16 protein-coding genes and 1 other annotated feature are annotated in these 12,864 nt (G+C 43.1%); of the genes, 4 read left to right on the top strand and 12 right to left on the bottom strand.

Annotated features, from left to right (window positions below; genetic code table 11):
- The first annotated feature begins 99 nt into the window (after positions 1–99).
- Genes QUF94_RS08630 through QUF94_RS08625 form a run of 3 tightly spaced genes read left to right on the top strand, consistent with a single transcriptional unit; the run spans position 100 to position 1,805 of the window.
- Positions 100–1,224, top strand: a complete 1,125-nt coding sequence (locus QUF94_RS08630) for an IscS subfamily cysteine desulfurase (protein WP_289315490.1) — start codon at positions 100–102, stop codon at positions 1,222–1,224.
- A 13-nt stretch (positions 1,225–1,237) separates the two neighbouring features.
- Positions 1,238–1,360, top strand: a complete 123-nt coding sequence (locus QUF94_RS29050) for a hypothetical protein (protein ID WP_483313643.1) — start codon at positions 1,238–1,240, stop codon at positions 1,358–1,360.
- Positions 1,329–1,805 (top strand): transcription repressor NadR, encoded by a 477-nt coding sequence (locus tag QUF94_RS08625; protein ID WP_421156102.1) that lies wholly within the window; start codon positions 1,329–1,331, stop codon positions 1,803–1,805. Before QUF94_RS29050 ends, QUF94_RS08625 begins: the two co-directional genes overlap by 32 nt.
- A 70-nt stretch (positions 1,806–1,875) precedes the next feature.
- Here QUF94_RS08625 and QUF94_RS08620 read toward each other — a convergent pair whose 3' ends face one another.
- From QUF94_RS08620 to QUF94_RS08570, 11 genes are all read right to left on the bottom strand, one after another.
- Entirely contained in the window at positions 1,876–2,622 is a 747-nt protein-coding gene (locus tag QUF94_RS08620) for a DUF6944 family repetitive protein (protein WP_289315489.1), read from the bottom strand.
- A gap of 414 nt (positions 2,623–3,036) precedes the next feature.
- Complete coding sequence (gene pheA, locus QUF94_RS08615) at positions 3,037–3,912, bottom strand: prephenate dehydratase (protein ID WP_289315488.1); 876 nt, start codon at positions 3,910–3,912, stop codon at positions 3,037–3,039.
- A 132-nt stretch (positions 3,913–4,044) separates the two neighbouring features.
- Complete coding sequence (locus QUF94_RS08610) at positions 4,045–4,494, bottom strand: ACT domain-containing protein (RefSeq protein ID WP_289315487.1); 450 nt, start codon at positions 4,492–4,494, stop codon at positions 4,045–4,047.
- 40 nt (positions 4,495–4,534) lie between these two features.
- Positions 4,535–5,824 carry a GTPase ObgE gene (gene obgE / locus QUF94_RS08605; RefSeq protein ID WP_289315486.1) on the bottom strand — a complete coding sequence of 430 codons (1,290 nt, stop codon included), beginning with the start codon at positions 5,822–5,824 and terminating at the stop codon, positions 4,535–4,537.
- 48 nt (positions 5,825–5,872) lie between these two features.
- Positions 5,873–6,412: a Spo0B domain-containing protein gene (locus QUF94_RS08600; RefSeq protein ID WP_289315485.1), complete on the bottom strand. Its 540-nt coding sequence runs from the start codon at positions 6,410–6,412 to the stop codon at positions 5,873–5,875.
- Between the two features lie 544 nt (positions 6,413–6,956).
- Complete coding sequence (gene rpmA / locus QUF94_RS08595; RefSeq protein WP_061143474.1) at positions 6,957–7,247, bottom strand: 50S ribosomal protein L27; 291 nt, start codon at positions 7,245–7,247, stop codon at positions 6,957–6,959.
- A 12-nt stretch (positions 7,248–7,259) separates the two neighbouring features.
- Entirely contained in the window at positions 7,260–7,592 is a 333-nt protein-coding gene (locus QUF94_RS08590) for a ribosomal-processing cysteine protease Prp (RefSeq protein ID WP_061464244.1), read from the bottom strand.
- Between the two features lie 13 nt (positions 7,593–7,605).
- On the bottom strand, positions 7,606–7,914 hold the full coding sequence (rplU, locus tag QUF94_RS08585; RefSeq protein ID WP_034308849.1) for a 50S ribosomal protein L21: 309 nt from the start codon (positions 7,912–7,914) through the stop codon (positions 7,606–7,608).
- Between the two features lie 13 nt (positions 7,915–7,927).
- Positions 7,928–8,011 (bottom strand) — a sequence feature (ribosomal protein L21 leader region).
- Between the two features lie 75 nt (positions 8,012–8,086).
- Positions 8,087–9,556 (bottom strand): Rne/Rng family ribonuclease, encoded by a 1,470-nt coding sequence (locus QUF94_RS08580; RefSeq protein ID WP_289315484.1) that lies wholly within the window; start codon positions 9,554–9,556, stop codon positions 8,087–8,089.
- Positions 9,557–9,598: 42 nt separating this feature from the next.
- The gene (locus QUF94_RS08575; RefSeq protein WP_289315483.1) at positions 9,599–10,465 is read right to left on the bottom strand and encodes a M50 family metallopeptidase; all 867 of its coding nucleotides are present in this window, start codon (positions 10,463–10,465) and stop codon (positions 9,599–9,601) included.
- Complete coding sequence (locus tag QUF94_RS08570) at positions 10,458–11,207, bottom strand: M23 family metallopeptidase (protein WP_289315482.1); 750 nt, start codon at positions 11,205–11,207, stop codon at positions 10,458–10,460. Before QUF94_RS08570 ends, QUF94_RS08575 begins: the two co-directional genes overlap by 8 nt.
- A gap of 283 nt (positions 11,208–11,490) precedes the next feature.
- Between QUF94_RS08570 and QUF94_RS08565 the strand changes: the two genes are divergently transcribed.
- Complete coding sequence (locus tag QUF94_RS08565) at positions 11,491–11,934, top strand: S1 domain-containing RNA-binding protein (protein WP_034308861.1); 444 nt, start codon at positions 11,491–11,493, stop codon at positions 11,932–11,934.
- Positions 11,935–12,059: 125 nt separating this feature from the next.
- Here the strand turns inward: QUF94_RS08565 and minD are convergent, their stop codons facing one another.
- The gene (gene minD, locus QUF94_RS08560) at positions 12,060–12,863 is read right to left on the bottom strand and encodes a septum site-determining protein MinD (protein ID WP_289315481.1); all 804 of its coding nucleotides are present in this window, start codon (positions 12,861–12,863) and stop codon (positions 12,060–12,062) included.
- Between the last annotated feature and the right edge of the window lies 1 nt (position 12,864).

Raw genomic sequence — 12,864 nt, 5'->3', positions numbered from 1 at the left:
TCATTCCTCCTGTTTATTACAGGTGTCTTGACAACTATATTTACATATTATTAAACTATTATCAAGAGTTTTTTAAGATTAAAGGATGGAAGTGATTTCTTGATTTATTTGGATTATGCAGCTACAACGCCGATTGATGATGAGGCACTCGAAGTATTCAGCCAAGCATCCCGGAAGTTTTTCGGGAATGCGAGCAGTTTGCATGATATTGGTTCTGAAGCGGCACGTTTATTGGATATGTCACGGCAGCAACTCGCAGATATGCTGAACATAAAAAAGGAAGGAATCATCTTTACGAGCGGCGGATCAGAAAGCAATATGCTTGCCATAGATACATTTATCGCTTCAAAACCATCCTGGCAGAACCACTTGATCGTTAGCCGAACTGAACATGCATCCATTGCCAATTTTGTCGCAAAGCTTGAACAAGAAGGCTTCGATGTAACATATTTACGGCATTTGGAAGATGGCCGCGTTGATATTGAACATCTGGAGGAATGTCTGACGGAGAAAACTTGCTTGGTCATTGTCCAACATGTGAATTCAGAAATCGGGGTCATTCAACCCATTGAGCAAATAAGTAAAGCCGTTCGAAAACACCAGGCTTTTTTACATGTGGATTGTGTCCAATCATTTGCTAAATTGCCGCTTGGGAAGATATCTGCCTTATGTGATGGATTATCAGTTTCCAGCCATAAAGTTTATGGTCCAAAAGGGACTGGAGCCGTCTTTTTCCCATCCATCCATCAGTTGAAGGCTCCGGTACCGAATATTACCCATGAATATGGTTTCCGCCCAGGGACAGTGGACGTCCCCGGTATAGCTTCCTTCGTAACCGCTGCCAAGAAATTAGGGGATATCATGGAAGATGAACGGAAACGGATTTGCATACTTAGGATGCAATTGATCGAGCAGCTTACGGTAAGGAAAGTCGATTTTCAAATCATCGAAGCGAAAAACCAATTGCCTCACATTCTGGCGCTGACCTTTGCTGGATTGCAAGGACAGTACATCATGCTCGAATTAAACCAGAAAGGATTCGCTGTATCGACTGGAAGCGCCTGTCAAATCGGTAAACAGGATCCTTCAAAAACCATGATGGCCATCGGGAAAAGCGAAGATGAAGCCCATCAATTCGTCCGCTTTTCCTTTGGGAAAAATACGACGGCCGATGACATTCACAAGTTGGCAGACTGCATCGAAGGAATAGCTGGCATTCGATAAAACCCTCCATTCTGTGGTAGAATGTTTTGTAAATAAAGAGGTGAATGATTATGGAAAGAAAGAAATTACTCGGGGAAGAAAGACGGACGAAACTCTTACATATATTGCAAACGAGCGCGCAGCCAGTAACAGGTAGCGAGCTTTCGCAATTAACGAATGTAAGCCGGCAGGTTATCGTTGGTGACATAACTCTCCTGAAAGCGCGGAATGAACCTATCATTGCCACGAGCCAAGGCTATATGTACTTACAAACGGGGAGCACTCAAAAGCCGGAAAGGATCATTGCTTGCCAGCATGATCCTTCCCGGACCCAGGAAGAGCTATATTTACTCGTGGATATCGGCATCACGGTGAAAGATGTCAAAATCGAGCACCCCGTATACGGTGACCTTACTGCTTCCATCATGGTCAGCAGCCGTAAGGAAGTCCAGCAATTTCTCTCTAGGGTGACGGAAACGAACGCATCTTTTTTATCGGAACTAACGAGTGGCATTCATCTCCATACACTGAGCGCTTCATCTGAAGAGCTGCTTGACGAAGCGGAGGGTGCATTGAGGGATGCCGGCATTTTGGTCGATTGAATAAACGAAAAATCCTCAAAAGCCAGATCTTTTGAGGATTTTTTTTATTGGCTCCAAAGCGCATGTATAATTATATGCTCCCTCCACCATTGGAATTGCTTTCATTGGAGCTGCCATCCTCGGAGTTTTCTTCAATGTTACTTCTCAATTGCCCTATAAGACTAATGATGGAACCGACCGCCTGTATCCAGCCTCCCATCACTTGTATTAATTCAGCATCCGAAGGCTTATCTTCCAAATATGGATATTGATAGTTTTTCATGTTCTGCTCTTTGTCTGCATCTTTATCTTGTTCTTTTTGGTCTTTATCCTGACAGCTATCTTTAAGTTCCACAATTCCACCTATCGCTTGCATCGAATTCCCAATCGCCTGCAACAAATTTCCCGTAACATTGAAGGCCTGCTCCGGTTCATCCGGATTTTCGAATGCCCCCGCCACAGCGGTACCTCCGCCTAAGGCTTGAATCAGATTACCTTTAATGATCAATTCCTGTTTCGTTATTTCATCGTAATCAATAACTAATCCTAAGATAACCGTCGAATTCCCGATCACCTGTATTACATTACCGAATTTATCCAGTGACCAGGTTTCTTCTGCGTCCGCCAATATGGCATTTCCTGTTGCTTGAAGTTCATTTCCAATCAAATCCAACTTTTCACTAAATTCTTCGCCCAAGACATTGGATGGCGTACCCGCAATAGCAGAAATGACAGTTCCTATCGCTTGAGTCCAAGAACCGAAAGTTTCTTTGAATTGACTATCCATCTCTGCTGACCACCATCCCCTCTCTGAATCGATATTTTTCTTAAGGTACATCCACTGAATTAGTCATCAAGGTATGTATTCATATGCCTATTTCCACAGGGAGCCTACCGGGATTTACCTATTGTATACGCGTTCATCATGAACGGTGTTTATTTACTTCTCATCCTCAAAATCCAAAAATTAAATTCATTCCTTCATTGTTCCTTACTTGCCTATTTCCATATTTTCATAAAATGACAGCCAACCAATTTAGGAACTTGTACAGAAGGGAAATACAAACCTTAACGTAAACCTTCACAAAAAAATGCCCCGGAAATACTTCCGGGACACCCTTCTTATTCATTATTTCCCTTTTACATTGTAAAAAAAACTTAGGTTGTACCATTCAACACTTGGAAAACGATAACTTTGTGAACCCAAGGAAAATTTCCACCTCTGCTTTAAGCGTTCTTTATTCCTGGGAAATCATCGTTGCGGCACACCATTTTGAACTTTAAAGCATGTATAGCTTCCCATGATCGAAACCGTACACCCAAGGGCCTCGAGCTCAGAGATCGCTCCTGGAATGAGAACATCGTCAAGGCCCATTTCAATGTCGATGATGAAAAAGTAATTGCCTAATCCTGTTTTCATGGGTCTTGATTCTATCTTGGAAAGATTTAGCTTCCTCCAGGAAAAAGCGGAAAGGACTTGGTGCAGCTGACCTGAATGATCGGCAGGCAGCTGAATCATCAGGGTCGTTTTCTTGTTCCCTTCAACGGTCAGATGCCCTTCATAGTCGACTTCACTGTTGGATACGACAATAAACTTGGTGTGATTATGTTCGTAATCATGAATATTTTGTTTTACAATCGTCAAACCATACTCCGCTGCAGCCATATCATTTGCAATCGCTGCAATATTGATATCGGGATTCTCCATCACCATCTTCGCAGCGGCTGCTGTGGATGTGACATACTCATACGGAATACCCCTAAGTTCATTATGTAGGAATTTACGGCATTGAGCGATGGCATGGGAATGCGAATAAACCATGTCCGGTTTGAAACCAGGATATGCATGATCCGGATGCACCATATAATGCTGTTGGATGGGAATCGTCACTTCCCCTTTTATCGGTAATGGAACTTCATGGACTAAGTAATCCATCGTTATATTTACCGACCCCTCCAAAGCATTCTCGATCGGTACGAGCGTGTGATTCACTTCCCCGTCCCGGACAGCATCAAGACAGTCTGGAATCGTGTTCATCGGTATTTTAATATCATTAGGAAATAGTCGCGAAACAGCTAAATCCGTGAACGTTGCTTTTGGTCCAAGAAATGCAATTTTTGATGTCATATTATAAACTCCTTTTCACGGAAAATCTAATGTTTATGTTATGCCATTTTCTGATTTTTTACAATACTTAATCGTTAAATCTTCCTCTTACAAATAAAAACAGCCTGTACATTTAAAATGTACAGGCTGTTTTCATGCGCCGTTACCAATAATTTCGACTTTTTCGACGAACTCCATTTTACGCAGTTTAGTGAGCAGATCATTAATATCCATTGTCATCCCACCCGTGTTAAGAGATAGGGTAACATTGGCACGTCCCTGCAAGGGAATCGTTTGGTGGATAGTCATGATGTTGCAACCGGATGAGGCGACGAGCCGTAAGAGCTCCGATAGAGTACCAGAACGATCTTCGAGATAGAAGAACAGTGTAATCAGCTTTTCCTTAACAATTGTATGAAACGGAAAAACCGTGTCACGGTATTTGTAAAAAGCACTCCTGCTTAGGTCCACCCGCTGTACCGCTTCCCAAACTGATTCTGCTTTTCCCCGTTCAATCATTTCTTTTGCATCCAGCGTTTTTTTCATCGCTTCGGGAAGGACATCCTCTCGAACGAGGAAAAACTTCTGATCGGACTTATTCAAACTCCGCACGCCTCCTTTTGCCTGCCATCATGGTCTCCAATCAATCAACAAATTCAAATTCATATTCAAGGATACGGACGATATCGCCATTTGTCGCACCTTTTTGGCGAAGGCCTTCGTCGACTCCGAATGAACGAAGCTGTCTAGCGAAACGACGTATGGACTCTTCACGGGTGAAGTCAGTCATTTTGAATAAACGCTCGATCTTGAATCCTGATACGGCAAAGCTGCCATCGGATTCGCGTTCAATATTAAATTCATCAGACTGTGATGTATGTTTATAAAGAACCCGGTGGATTCCAGTATTCTCTTCTTCATGGTCAAGAGGGAACTCAGGCGTTTCTTCGATTTTATCAGCAATTGCATAAAGAAGCTCACGGATCCCTTCACGCGTTACGGCAGAAATCGGGAAGACAGGATAATCTTCTTCCAGCTTTTCTTTGAATGCCGCTAAATTATCTGCTGAGTCCGGCATATCCATTTTACTTGCCACAATGATTTGCGGACGTTCAGTCAAGCGTAGGTTATACTCTTCCAACTCTTTATTGATTGTTTGGTAGTCTTCATATGGATCCCTGCCTTCAAGACCCGACATATCGATTACATGAACGATTACCCTCGTTCTTTCAATATGGCGCAGGAATTGATGTCCAAGGCCCACTCCTTCTGAAGCACCTTCAATCAGACCCGGTAAATCGGCCATGACGAAGCTGCGGTGATCTTCCGTTTCCACCATTCCGAGGTTAGGGACGATCGTCGTGAAATGGTATTCGGCAATTTTAGGTCTTGCTGCGGATACGACGGAAAGCAAAGTGGATTTCCCTACACTTGGGAAACCAACCAAACCGACATCAGCCAACAGTTTCAATTCCATGATTATATCGCGTTCTTGGCCCGGTTCGCCGTTCTCCGCGATTTCAGGTGCAGGATTGGCTGGTGTAGCAAAACGGGAATTCCCCCGGCCTCCGCGACCGCCCTTAGCGATAATGGCGCGCTGCCCGTGCTCAACTAAATCAGCGATGACTTCCTTCGTCTTTTCATCAATGACAACCGTGCCTGGTGGAACTTTGATGACCATATCCTTTGCGGCCGCACCATGCATGTTTTTGGACATGCCATGTTCTCCGCGAGGTGCCTTAAAGTGACGTTGATAACGGAAATCCATTAACGTACGCAAGCCCTCTTCCACTTCAAATACGACATTGGCTCCATTGCCGCCATCTCCGCCGGCAGGTCCGCCTTTTGGTATGAATTTCTCACGACGATAAGCAACTATCCCGTTACCACCGTCTCCGCCTTTTATATAGACTTTCGTTTGATCGACAAACATGCTATCACTTCCTTGTTTTCTGCAAGTCATTTCTTGCTGTATACTTCTCTAAAAGTTAATATCCATCTTTAAAAATATTTCATCCTCATTACATTCAAGAATTTCAATTGATTGCTCTGCCGTTAATGAACTTCCCAAAAACTCCATCACTGCGGATTGATCAATGAACCTCCCTTGCATATGAAATGAACAGTGCATATCACTCACTTCTTTTTTACACATAGAAACAGCTAGTATATTTTCAAAATAGGGGTCCAGATTCTTATCCAGAATTTTAAAGAAATCGTTCGTCCAGCGATGCATCAGCACGTCCATCTCAGCAGAGCCTTCAAAAACATCAATGATTTCATATTCGCAATAAAATGATCCATTATTCCAATTCGACGTCAACAGCATCTCGGTGAACTTAGGTAAATTCAAACTGGAAAGGCGTGCTTCATTCTGGGTTTCAACAATGATTTCATCAATGATTCCCTTGACACGATCAATTCTGTTCAACTCCAGATTCCCTTTGATGATTTGAATTTTATTCAGCCAGTCATGCCTGGTTTGACGCAGAGTTTCAATAGTCGTCCAATTTTTATCCATTATTAACACCTTCAATTATGATAAAGAAACTTTTTTCAGCTCTATCATGTTGAATACTTCCATTTGTACAGTATATCAAAAAAACAACAAACAGGAAATGAAGCTCGATTCACATGCCTTCACATGAAAGCCCCCGTCCAAAAAATACAGCCACACACCCTGAGTTCTTTGGACGATGGTAGAGCCATTTGAACTAAAAAAGAGAATGGGCCTTTTTTATGCACCAATTGGAGATATTATAGTTGAAGTGGACTGTCTATTTGGTTAAACCAAATGGGATGGAAGAGTAATCTTGGATTTTCCCCCTGAAAGTTTAAGAAAGCCCGCCGATTGGCGAGCCTTTTTTAAGTCAGAGGTTGTTTTCCTTATACTAATGACTAAAGTCTCCTGCAAAATGCTGGTTATTTATCGTTCCTATAGTATAAATAAAGGGCCGGACCCCTTCTTCACTATATCACATACCATTATTAAAAATGACGCGGTATATAGTGTCTCGTAGAAGGAATCAGACCCTTTTGAGTCAGCCTCTGTTCAAAGATGCCAATTATGCTTCTTGTGCTACTGGATATACGCTTACTTTTTTACGGTCACGTCCGAAACGTTCGAATTTAACAACACCGTCTACTTTAGCGTATAGAGTATCGTCTCCACCACGGCCTACGTTCTCACCAGGATAGATTTTTGTTCCGCGTTGACGGTAAAGGATAGAACCACCAGAAACGAATTGACCATCTGCACGTTTAGCGCCAAGACGCTTAGAGATTGAGTCACGTCCGTTCTTTGTAGAACCTACTCCTTTTTTCGAAGCGAAGAACTGAAGATTTAATCTTAACATTTGTTCCACCTCCTATTGGTTGAGGATAATTTTCATGTATTTACCATAATCACGTTCGATGGTTTGCAACGATATGAGCATACTGTTCAAAAGGAGCTGAACCTTCTCTTCCGATTCCGGCGAAAGATTCCCCGGAATGACGCAGCGAAGATAGCCGCCTTCCCTCCCTTGCTCAATCTCAGGCTCTACGTCCGTTAAGGACATGATCGCATTGACTGCCCCGAAGGAAACAGCCGATACACCTGCACAAACGATATCAGAACCTTTTTTAGCAAAATTAGCATGTCCGCTTAAAGTGAACGAAGTAATCCGTTCCTGCGGAGCGTCAAAGACAACTTTAATCATCTAGAATCAGCCCTTACGCGTTGATTGCTTCGATAACAACTTTTGTGTATGGTTGACGATGACCTTGTTTTTTACGATTGTTTTTCTTCGCTTTGTATTTGAAAACAGTGATTTTCTTTTGCTTACCTTGTTTTTCGACAGTACCTGTTACAGTAGCGCCTTCAACTAGTGGAGCACCGACTTTCACGTCTTCGCCACCTACGAATAAAACTTTGTCAAATGTAACAGTTTCGCCTGCTTCTGCGTTTAATTTTTCAATGTAAACCGCTTCGCCAGCTGCTACTTTAATTTGTTTACCGCCAGTTTCGATAATTGCGTACATACTTGCACCTCCTTAAATGTCTCAGACTCGCCAATCACAGGCGTTTTACCAGAAAGGCAAAAGCTTATGACCTGTTGTTGAGCGGTTGTAGCACGGGTGCTACAAACATAACATTAAAATCCTAACATGAAACTGGAATGGCTGTCAATATATTTGTAAGAATTCCCGTCCTTCATTCGAAAGCCCGCCCGATTTCCTGAATGCTCCCGAAACGCTTGATGGAATAGGTATTACTGGAACCGGGGATTAAAGATAGAAATAACTTTTTAGCGATCAAATCCTCCAGTGTCGGCCGGTATGATTCCTTTTCACCAAGCAGCACGTCCGCCACCGCCTTACTGACCTCCACCCAGACCGCTTCATCATCCGTCTTCCGGTGTTCCAGCAAGTCACGTTCCAACCGGAAAGCCACCGTTTCAGGGCTCTCGATTTTACCGATTCCACTGCACACGGGGCAAGGCACCGTCATCATTTCACTTAAAGACGGGGACGTTCGCTTTCTCGTCATTTGTAAAATCCCCAGTTCCGTAAAGCCGATGACCTGGACCCGCTTCTCATCCCTCGCCACTTCCTTTTTGACGATGTCGATGATTTCTTGTGCATGTCGCGATTGGTCCATATTGATGAAATCTATCAAGATGATTCCGCTGATGTTCCTCAATCTCAATTGACGGGCGACCTCTTTCGCAGCAGCCTGATTCACCGCAAACAATGTTGCTTCCTTCGCCACCTTACCGGTGAACTTACCTGAATTGACATCGATTACGGTGAAAGCTTCCGTTTCTTCAAAAATTAAATATCCACCATTATCAAGCCAGACAATTTTCTTGGCCAGTTTCTCCACTTGCGCTTCCACATTCCATTCGGAAAAAATATTCTTACCCGATTCATGGGATATTTCCCACTCCTTACCGTTTTCCTGTACCCATTTTTTCAATTCCTGATAGGCCTTGAAATCATCGATGGCAAGTTCTCCGGTAGCCGTTCCCGACATTTCAGAAATGATCATGTCGAGGTATGTGTCCCTCTCATAGAGAAGGGTCGGGGCCTTGACCGACGCAGCCTTTAGTTCAAGTCCTTTAAAGAGCTCCCGCAATATGGTTAACCTGTCCAGGAAGACCGTTTCGCTTTCGTTCTCCATCGAGGTGCGGACAATCAATCCCTCATCAGGCTTTTTATATTGCAAGGCCGTTTCCCGCCACCGCTGATGCAATTCATCGTTTTTGAATTTCTTTGAAACGCCAACATAATCCATTCCATGTATGTATACGAGGGAATCCGTTGAAAATTCGATCAGCCCTGTCAATTTAGCTCCTTTTGTGCCCGTTTCATCCCGGGTCACCTGAACGAGCAGCTTTTCTCCTTGACGGACATATTGACCGATGGATGCTTTCCCATCGCTTTTTTTTGTCAGCTGGAAAGAGGGAATCTCGTCACGGTGTAAAAAACCATTCTTCTCTGCACCATAATCAATGAAGACGGCATCCATACCCGGTAACACCTTCGTCACTTTCCCAAGATAAATATTACCGACCGTACTGCGCTGGTGGGGCGGCATGATTTCAAGTTTACGTAAAACACCATTCTCAAGTACGGCCACTCTTTTTTCGCGTGAAGCTAGGTTCGCGATCATCTTTTTCATCAAAAAAAATCCTCTCCTCAATTTGAAGAAAGGATAACATATTTAATAAGAATATAATAGGTCGCCGATTTTCCCGTTTGTCATTTTTTCGGAAAAATAGGCATGAAGGATCTCCGTTTCATCTAACGAACCGCTCTCTTTCCCGTTTTTCGTGATGATGACGGGGTGTTTACATCCGCGTTGGAACAGTTCCAGCACTTTATAAATCGGTTCTTGTGAATCTACCGAGATCGGCTTCAGTTTCGCCAAATCATTCGTATGCCCGTAATGGCGCTGCAAAAGAAAGCGGATAAACGCATAATACCGCTGCCGCCATTCCATGACGAGTGAGAGAATTATGAAAAAGATGATGAGCCAGATGTTCAAGTTGAGCGGATCAAGAATGAGCCAGGTCAAAAAAGCCAGGAAAGCGAATACTGCAGAAAAATGAAGTGTGTGTTTCTGCGCTTCAAGAAAGGTGCAGTATAGGGAAACACCGATGAATAGCAGCCGTCCCCCATCCAGTGGCCAAATAGGCAGCAAATTAAAAACCAACAGCATAAGATTCATATACAAAAAGGGCTGATACAGCTCATAGGGAATAATTGAAAAGAAATAAAGCAAAAAAGCTGCACCAATGAGCCAAACATGTTGAAGCGGACCGGCAAGCACCACCGCCAAATCCTCCTTCAAACTCTTATTACCATACTCCTCAGTCTCGACAGCGCCTCCAAAAGGAAGCAGCTGAATTGACTTTATCCGCCATTTGAAGTGCTGGGCACAAACGGCATGCCCCATCTCATGAATGAAGACGATGAGCAGAAGCATCATCACTTCAACGAAATGAGCAGTGAGGATGGCAATTCCAATGACAAACCACAATGTCGGGTGCACCCTGACTTTAAACAGTAATTTCCCATATTCACTCAAAGGAAATCACCTTTTTAGGATCGACGAAAGCGTCATTTTCTTTTATCGCTAAATAAAATCTACCCTTGGATCCATCTTCACTTACTGTAACCTGTCCGACTTCATTGCCCTTTTTAACGAACTCATACAATTTCACATCAATCTCTTCCAGCTGCCCATACCAAGATTCACTTTTGTTGGCATGCTGAATGACGACCGTCTTTCCAATCCCCTCCTTTTCACCGGCAAAAATGACTACCCCTTCATTGACTGCCTCGACCTTCGAGCCTTTGCTCGTTTCCAATATGATACCCTCACCGTTCGTTTCGAAAGTTTGGGTAATCTTCGCAGATGCTGGCATTGCATAGCCTTCACCCGATTCGACAGTTTCCGTACCGGCTTCATTTGGTAAGAAAGCGATCGGTTTACCAAATGCACTTTCGTACCAATTGGAGATTGAAGCGAACTGAAATTCCTTGTTCATGCTCTCCGTGACAAAACTTCTGGCAGGGTCGAGCCGCACAGAAGGGTGTTTGAACATCACCGCGATAATCAGGAACAGGCATACACTAGCAAGGATTTTAAAGAAAAAATATTCTTTCTTGAAGAGCGGATGATCTTTCTCGGAATACCCATTATATGAATCAATCCCATATGGTTCCTCATTGTTGATCTCCGTCCAACTACTGCTTCCTGCCGGATTATCCTTAAACTTACGTCTCTTGGCGATACGATTACGGATATCTTTCCTGCGATCATCCATTCCAGATCTCCCCCCTGCTCATGTCAAAGCGCTATATTACAACGTATGAGTATCTTGTCCAGACTATGCCGGAGAAAAGAATTTCTTTCTGCACACCCCTGAATTTTTATTGACAGAAAAATATTTTTTTGATGAAAAATTAACCAGAAACTTATGAATTCCCAAGGTGATTTGGGCATCGATTCAGAAAAACGAATAATTGGGGAAAAATCCAATTGATATTGTTCCCCTGAATTTGTTATAATAAAGTGGTTTTAACATTATTGAGGGGGAACATTTTTTTATGTCAATCGAAATAGGCAGCAAAGTACAAGGTAAAGTAACAGGTATCACTAATTTTGGAGCATTCGTAGAATTACCAGGAGGCTCAACAGGTCTTGTGCATATCAGTGAGGTAGCAGATAGCTATGTAAAAGACGTAAATGACCATCTTAAAGTAGGCGACCAAATTGAAGTAAAAGTGATTAGTGAGAAAGACGGAAAAACTGCCTTGTCCATCAAAAAGGCTATAGATAGACCCGAAGGGCAAACCTCTTCTTATACCAAACGCCCACCACGCCAAGGGGATAGCCGTTCTAAAGATTTTCGTTCAAAAGGTAATTTCCAACCAAAGGAAAATTTCGAAGATAAAATGGTTCGCTTTTTAAAGACTAGTGAAGAAAATTTATCGACTCTTAAACGCAGCACCGAATCAAAACGCGGCGGAAGAGGCGGAAGACGCGGATAACCCGTTGGATTTCAGCATATGGATAAGGCAAGCCAGGATATGGCTTGCCTTTTTTATTTTACATGTTCAGCATAAAAAAAAGCGAGGGCATCAAGTGCTCCCGCTTCTTAATATGAAATATAGATTTACCGCACGCTAAAGAATTTTTTCAATTTGGACATGAAGCCTTTAGGTTCGCCGCCAATTGGAGTCAAGGGTACAGATTCACCAAGGATCCTCCTGGCAATGTTCCGATAGGCAAGCGAGACTCTATTGTCCGGATTATAGGCAATGGGTTCCTTTTTATTCGCTGCCACAATGACTTGGTCATCATCAGGAATGACGCCGATCAAATCAATTTTAAGAAAATCGGCAACTCCATCGATATCCATTTCTTCATCCTCATGAAGCAAATGGCCACGAATCCGGTTGATGATCAATTGAGGCGGTTCAATATGCTCTTCTTTTTCAAGCAGGCCAATGATACGGTCTGCATCCCTGACAGCCGGTCTCTCTGCAGTCGTAACGATGATCGCTTTGTCTGCCCCAGCTATGGCATTCCTGAAGCCCTGTTCAATGCCTGCAGGGCAATCAATGATGATATAATCATAGTCAGGCTTCATATCACTTATGAGTTTCCTCATCTGCTCTTCATCCACCGCTGATTTATCACTATTTTGTGGAGCTGGAAGCAAATAAAGCAAATCCTCGAAATGTTTATCTTTAATAAGCGCTTGGTGTATCTTACAGCGCCCTTCGACCACATCGACCAAATCATAGATGATGCGATTTTCCAATCCCATGATCACATCCAAGTTCCGAAGACCAATATCCGTATCAATCAAGCAAACCTTTTTGCCTAGAAGAGCTAAAGATGTTCCTAAATTGGCGGATGTGGTCGTTTTCCCGACACCACCCTTACCGGATGTTATAACTATTGCCTCTCCCACG

Source organism: Peribacillus sp. NJ4 (assembly GCF_030348345.1).
Classification (GTDB): domain Bacteria; phylum Bacillota; class Bacilli; order Bacillales; family DSM-1321; genus Peribacillus.
Note: the sequence above shows the minus strand (reverse complement) of the source record. Positions and strands in the feature narration are given on the sequence as shown.

What these genes read in the sequence shown, in the direction of transcription:
- QUF94_RS08620 (WP_289315489.1), bottom strand. Translation starts at nt 2,622, where the DNA reads ATGTACCTTAAGAAAAATATCGATTCAGAGAGGGGATGGTGGTCAGCA.
- QUF94_RS08565 (WP_034308861.1), top strand. Translation starts at nt 11,491, where the DNA reads ATGTCAATCGAAATAGGCAGCAAAGTACAAGGTAAAGTAACAGGTATC.
- QUF94_RS08590 (WP_061464244.1), bottom strand. Translation starts at nt 7,592, where the DNA reads ATGATTAAAGTTGTCTTTGACGCTCCGCAGGAACGGATTACTTCGTTC.
- obgE (WP_289315486.1), bottom strand. Translation starts at nt 5,824, where the DNA reads ATGTTTGTCGATCAAACGAAAGTCTATATAAAAGGCGGAGACGGTGGT.
- pheA (WP_289315488.1), bottom strand. Translation starts at nt 3,912, where the DNA reads ATGACATCAAAAATTGCATTTCTTGGACCAAAAGCAACGTTCACGGAT.
- rpmA (WP_061143474.1), bottom strand. Translation starts at nt 7,247, where the DNA reads ATGTTAAGATTAAATCTTCAGTTCTTCGCTTCGAAAAAAGGAGTAGGT.
- QUF94_RS08570 (WP_289315482.1), bottom strand. Translation starts at nt 11,207, where the DNA reads ATGGATGATCGCAGGAAAGATATCCGTAATCGTATCGCCAAGAGACGT.
- QUF94_RS08580 (WP_289315484.1), bottom strand. Translation starts at nt 9,556, where the DNA reads ATGAAAAAGATGATCGCGAACCTAGCTTCACGCGAAAAAAGAGTGGCC.
- QUF94_RS08600 (WP_289315485.1), bottom strand. Translation starts at nt 6,412, where the DNA reads ATGGATAAAAATTGGACGACTATTGAAACTCTGCGTCAAACCAGGCAT.
- rplU (WP_034308849.1), bottom strand. Translation starts at nt 7,914, where the DNA reads ATGTACGCAATTATCGAAACTGGCGGTAAACAAATTAAAGTAGCAGCT.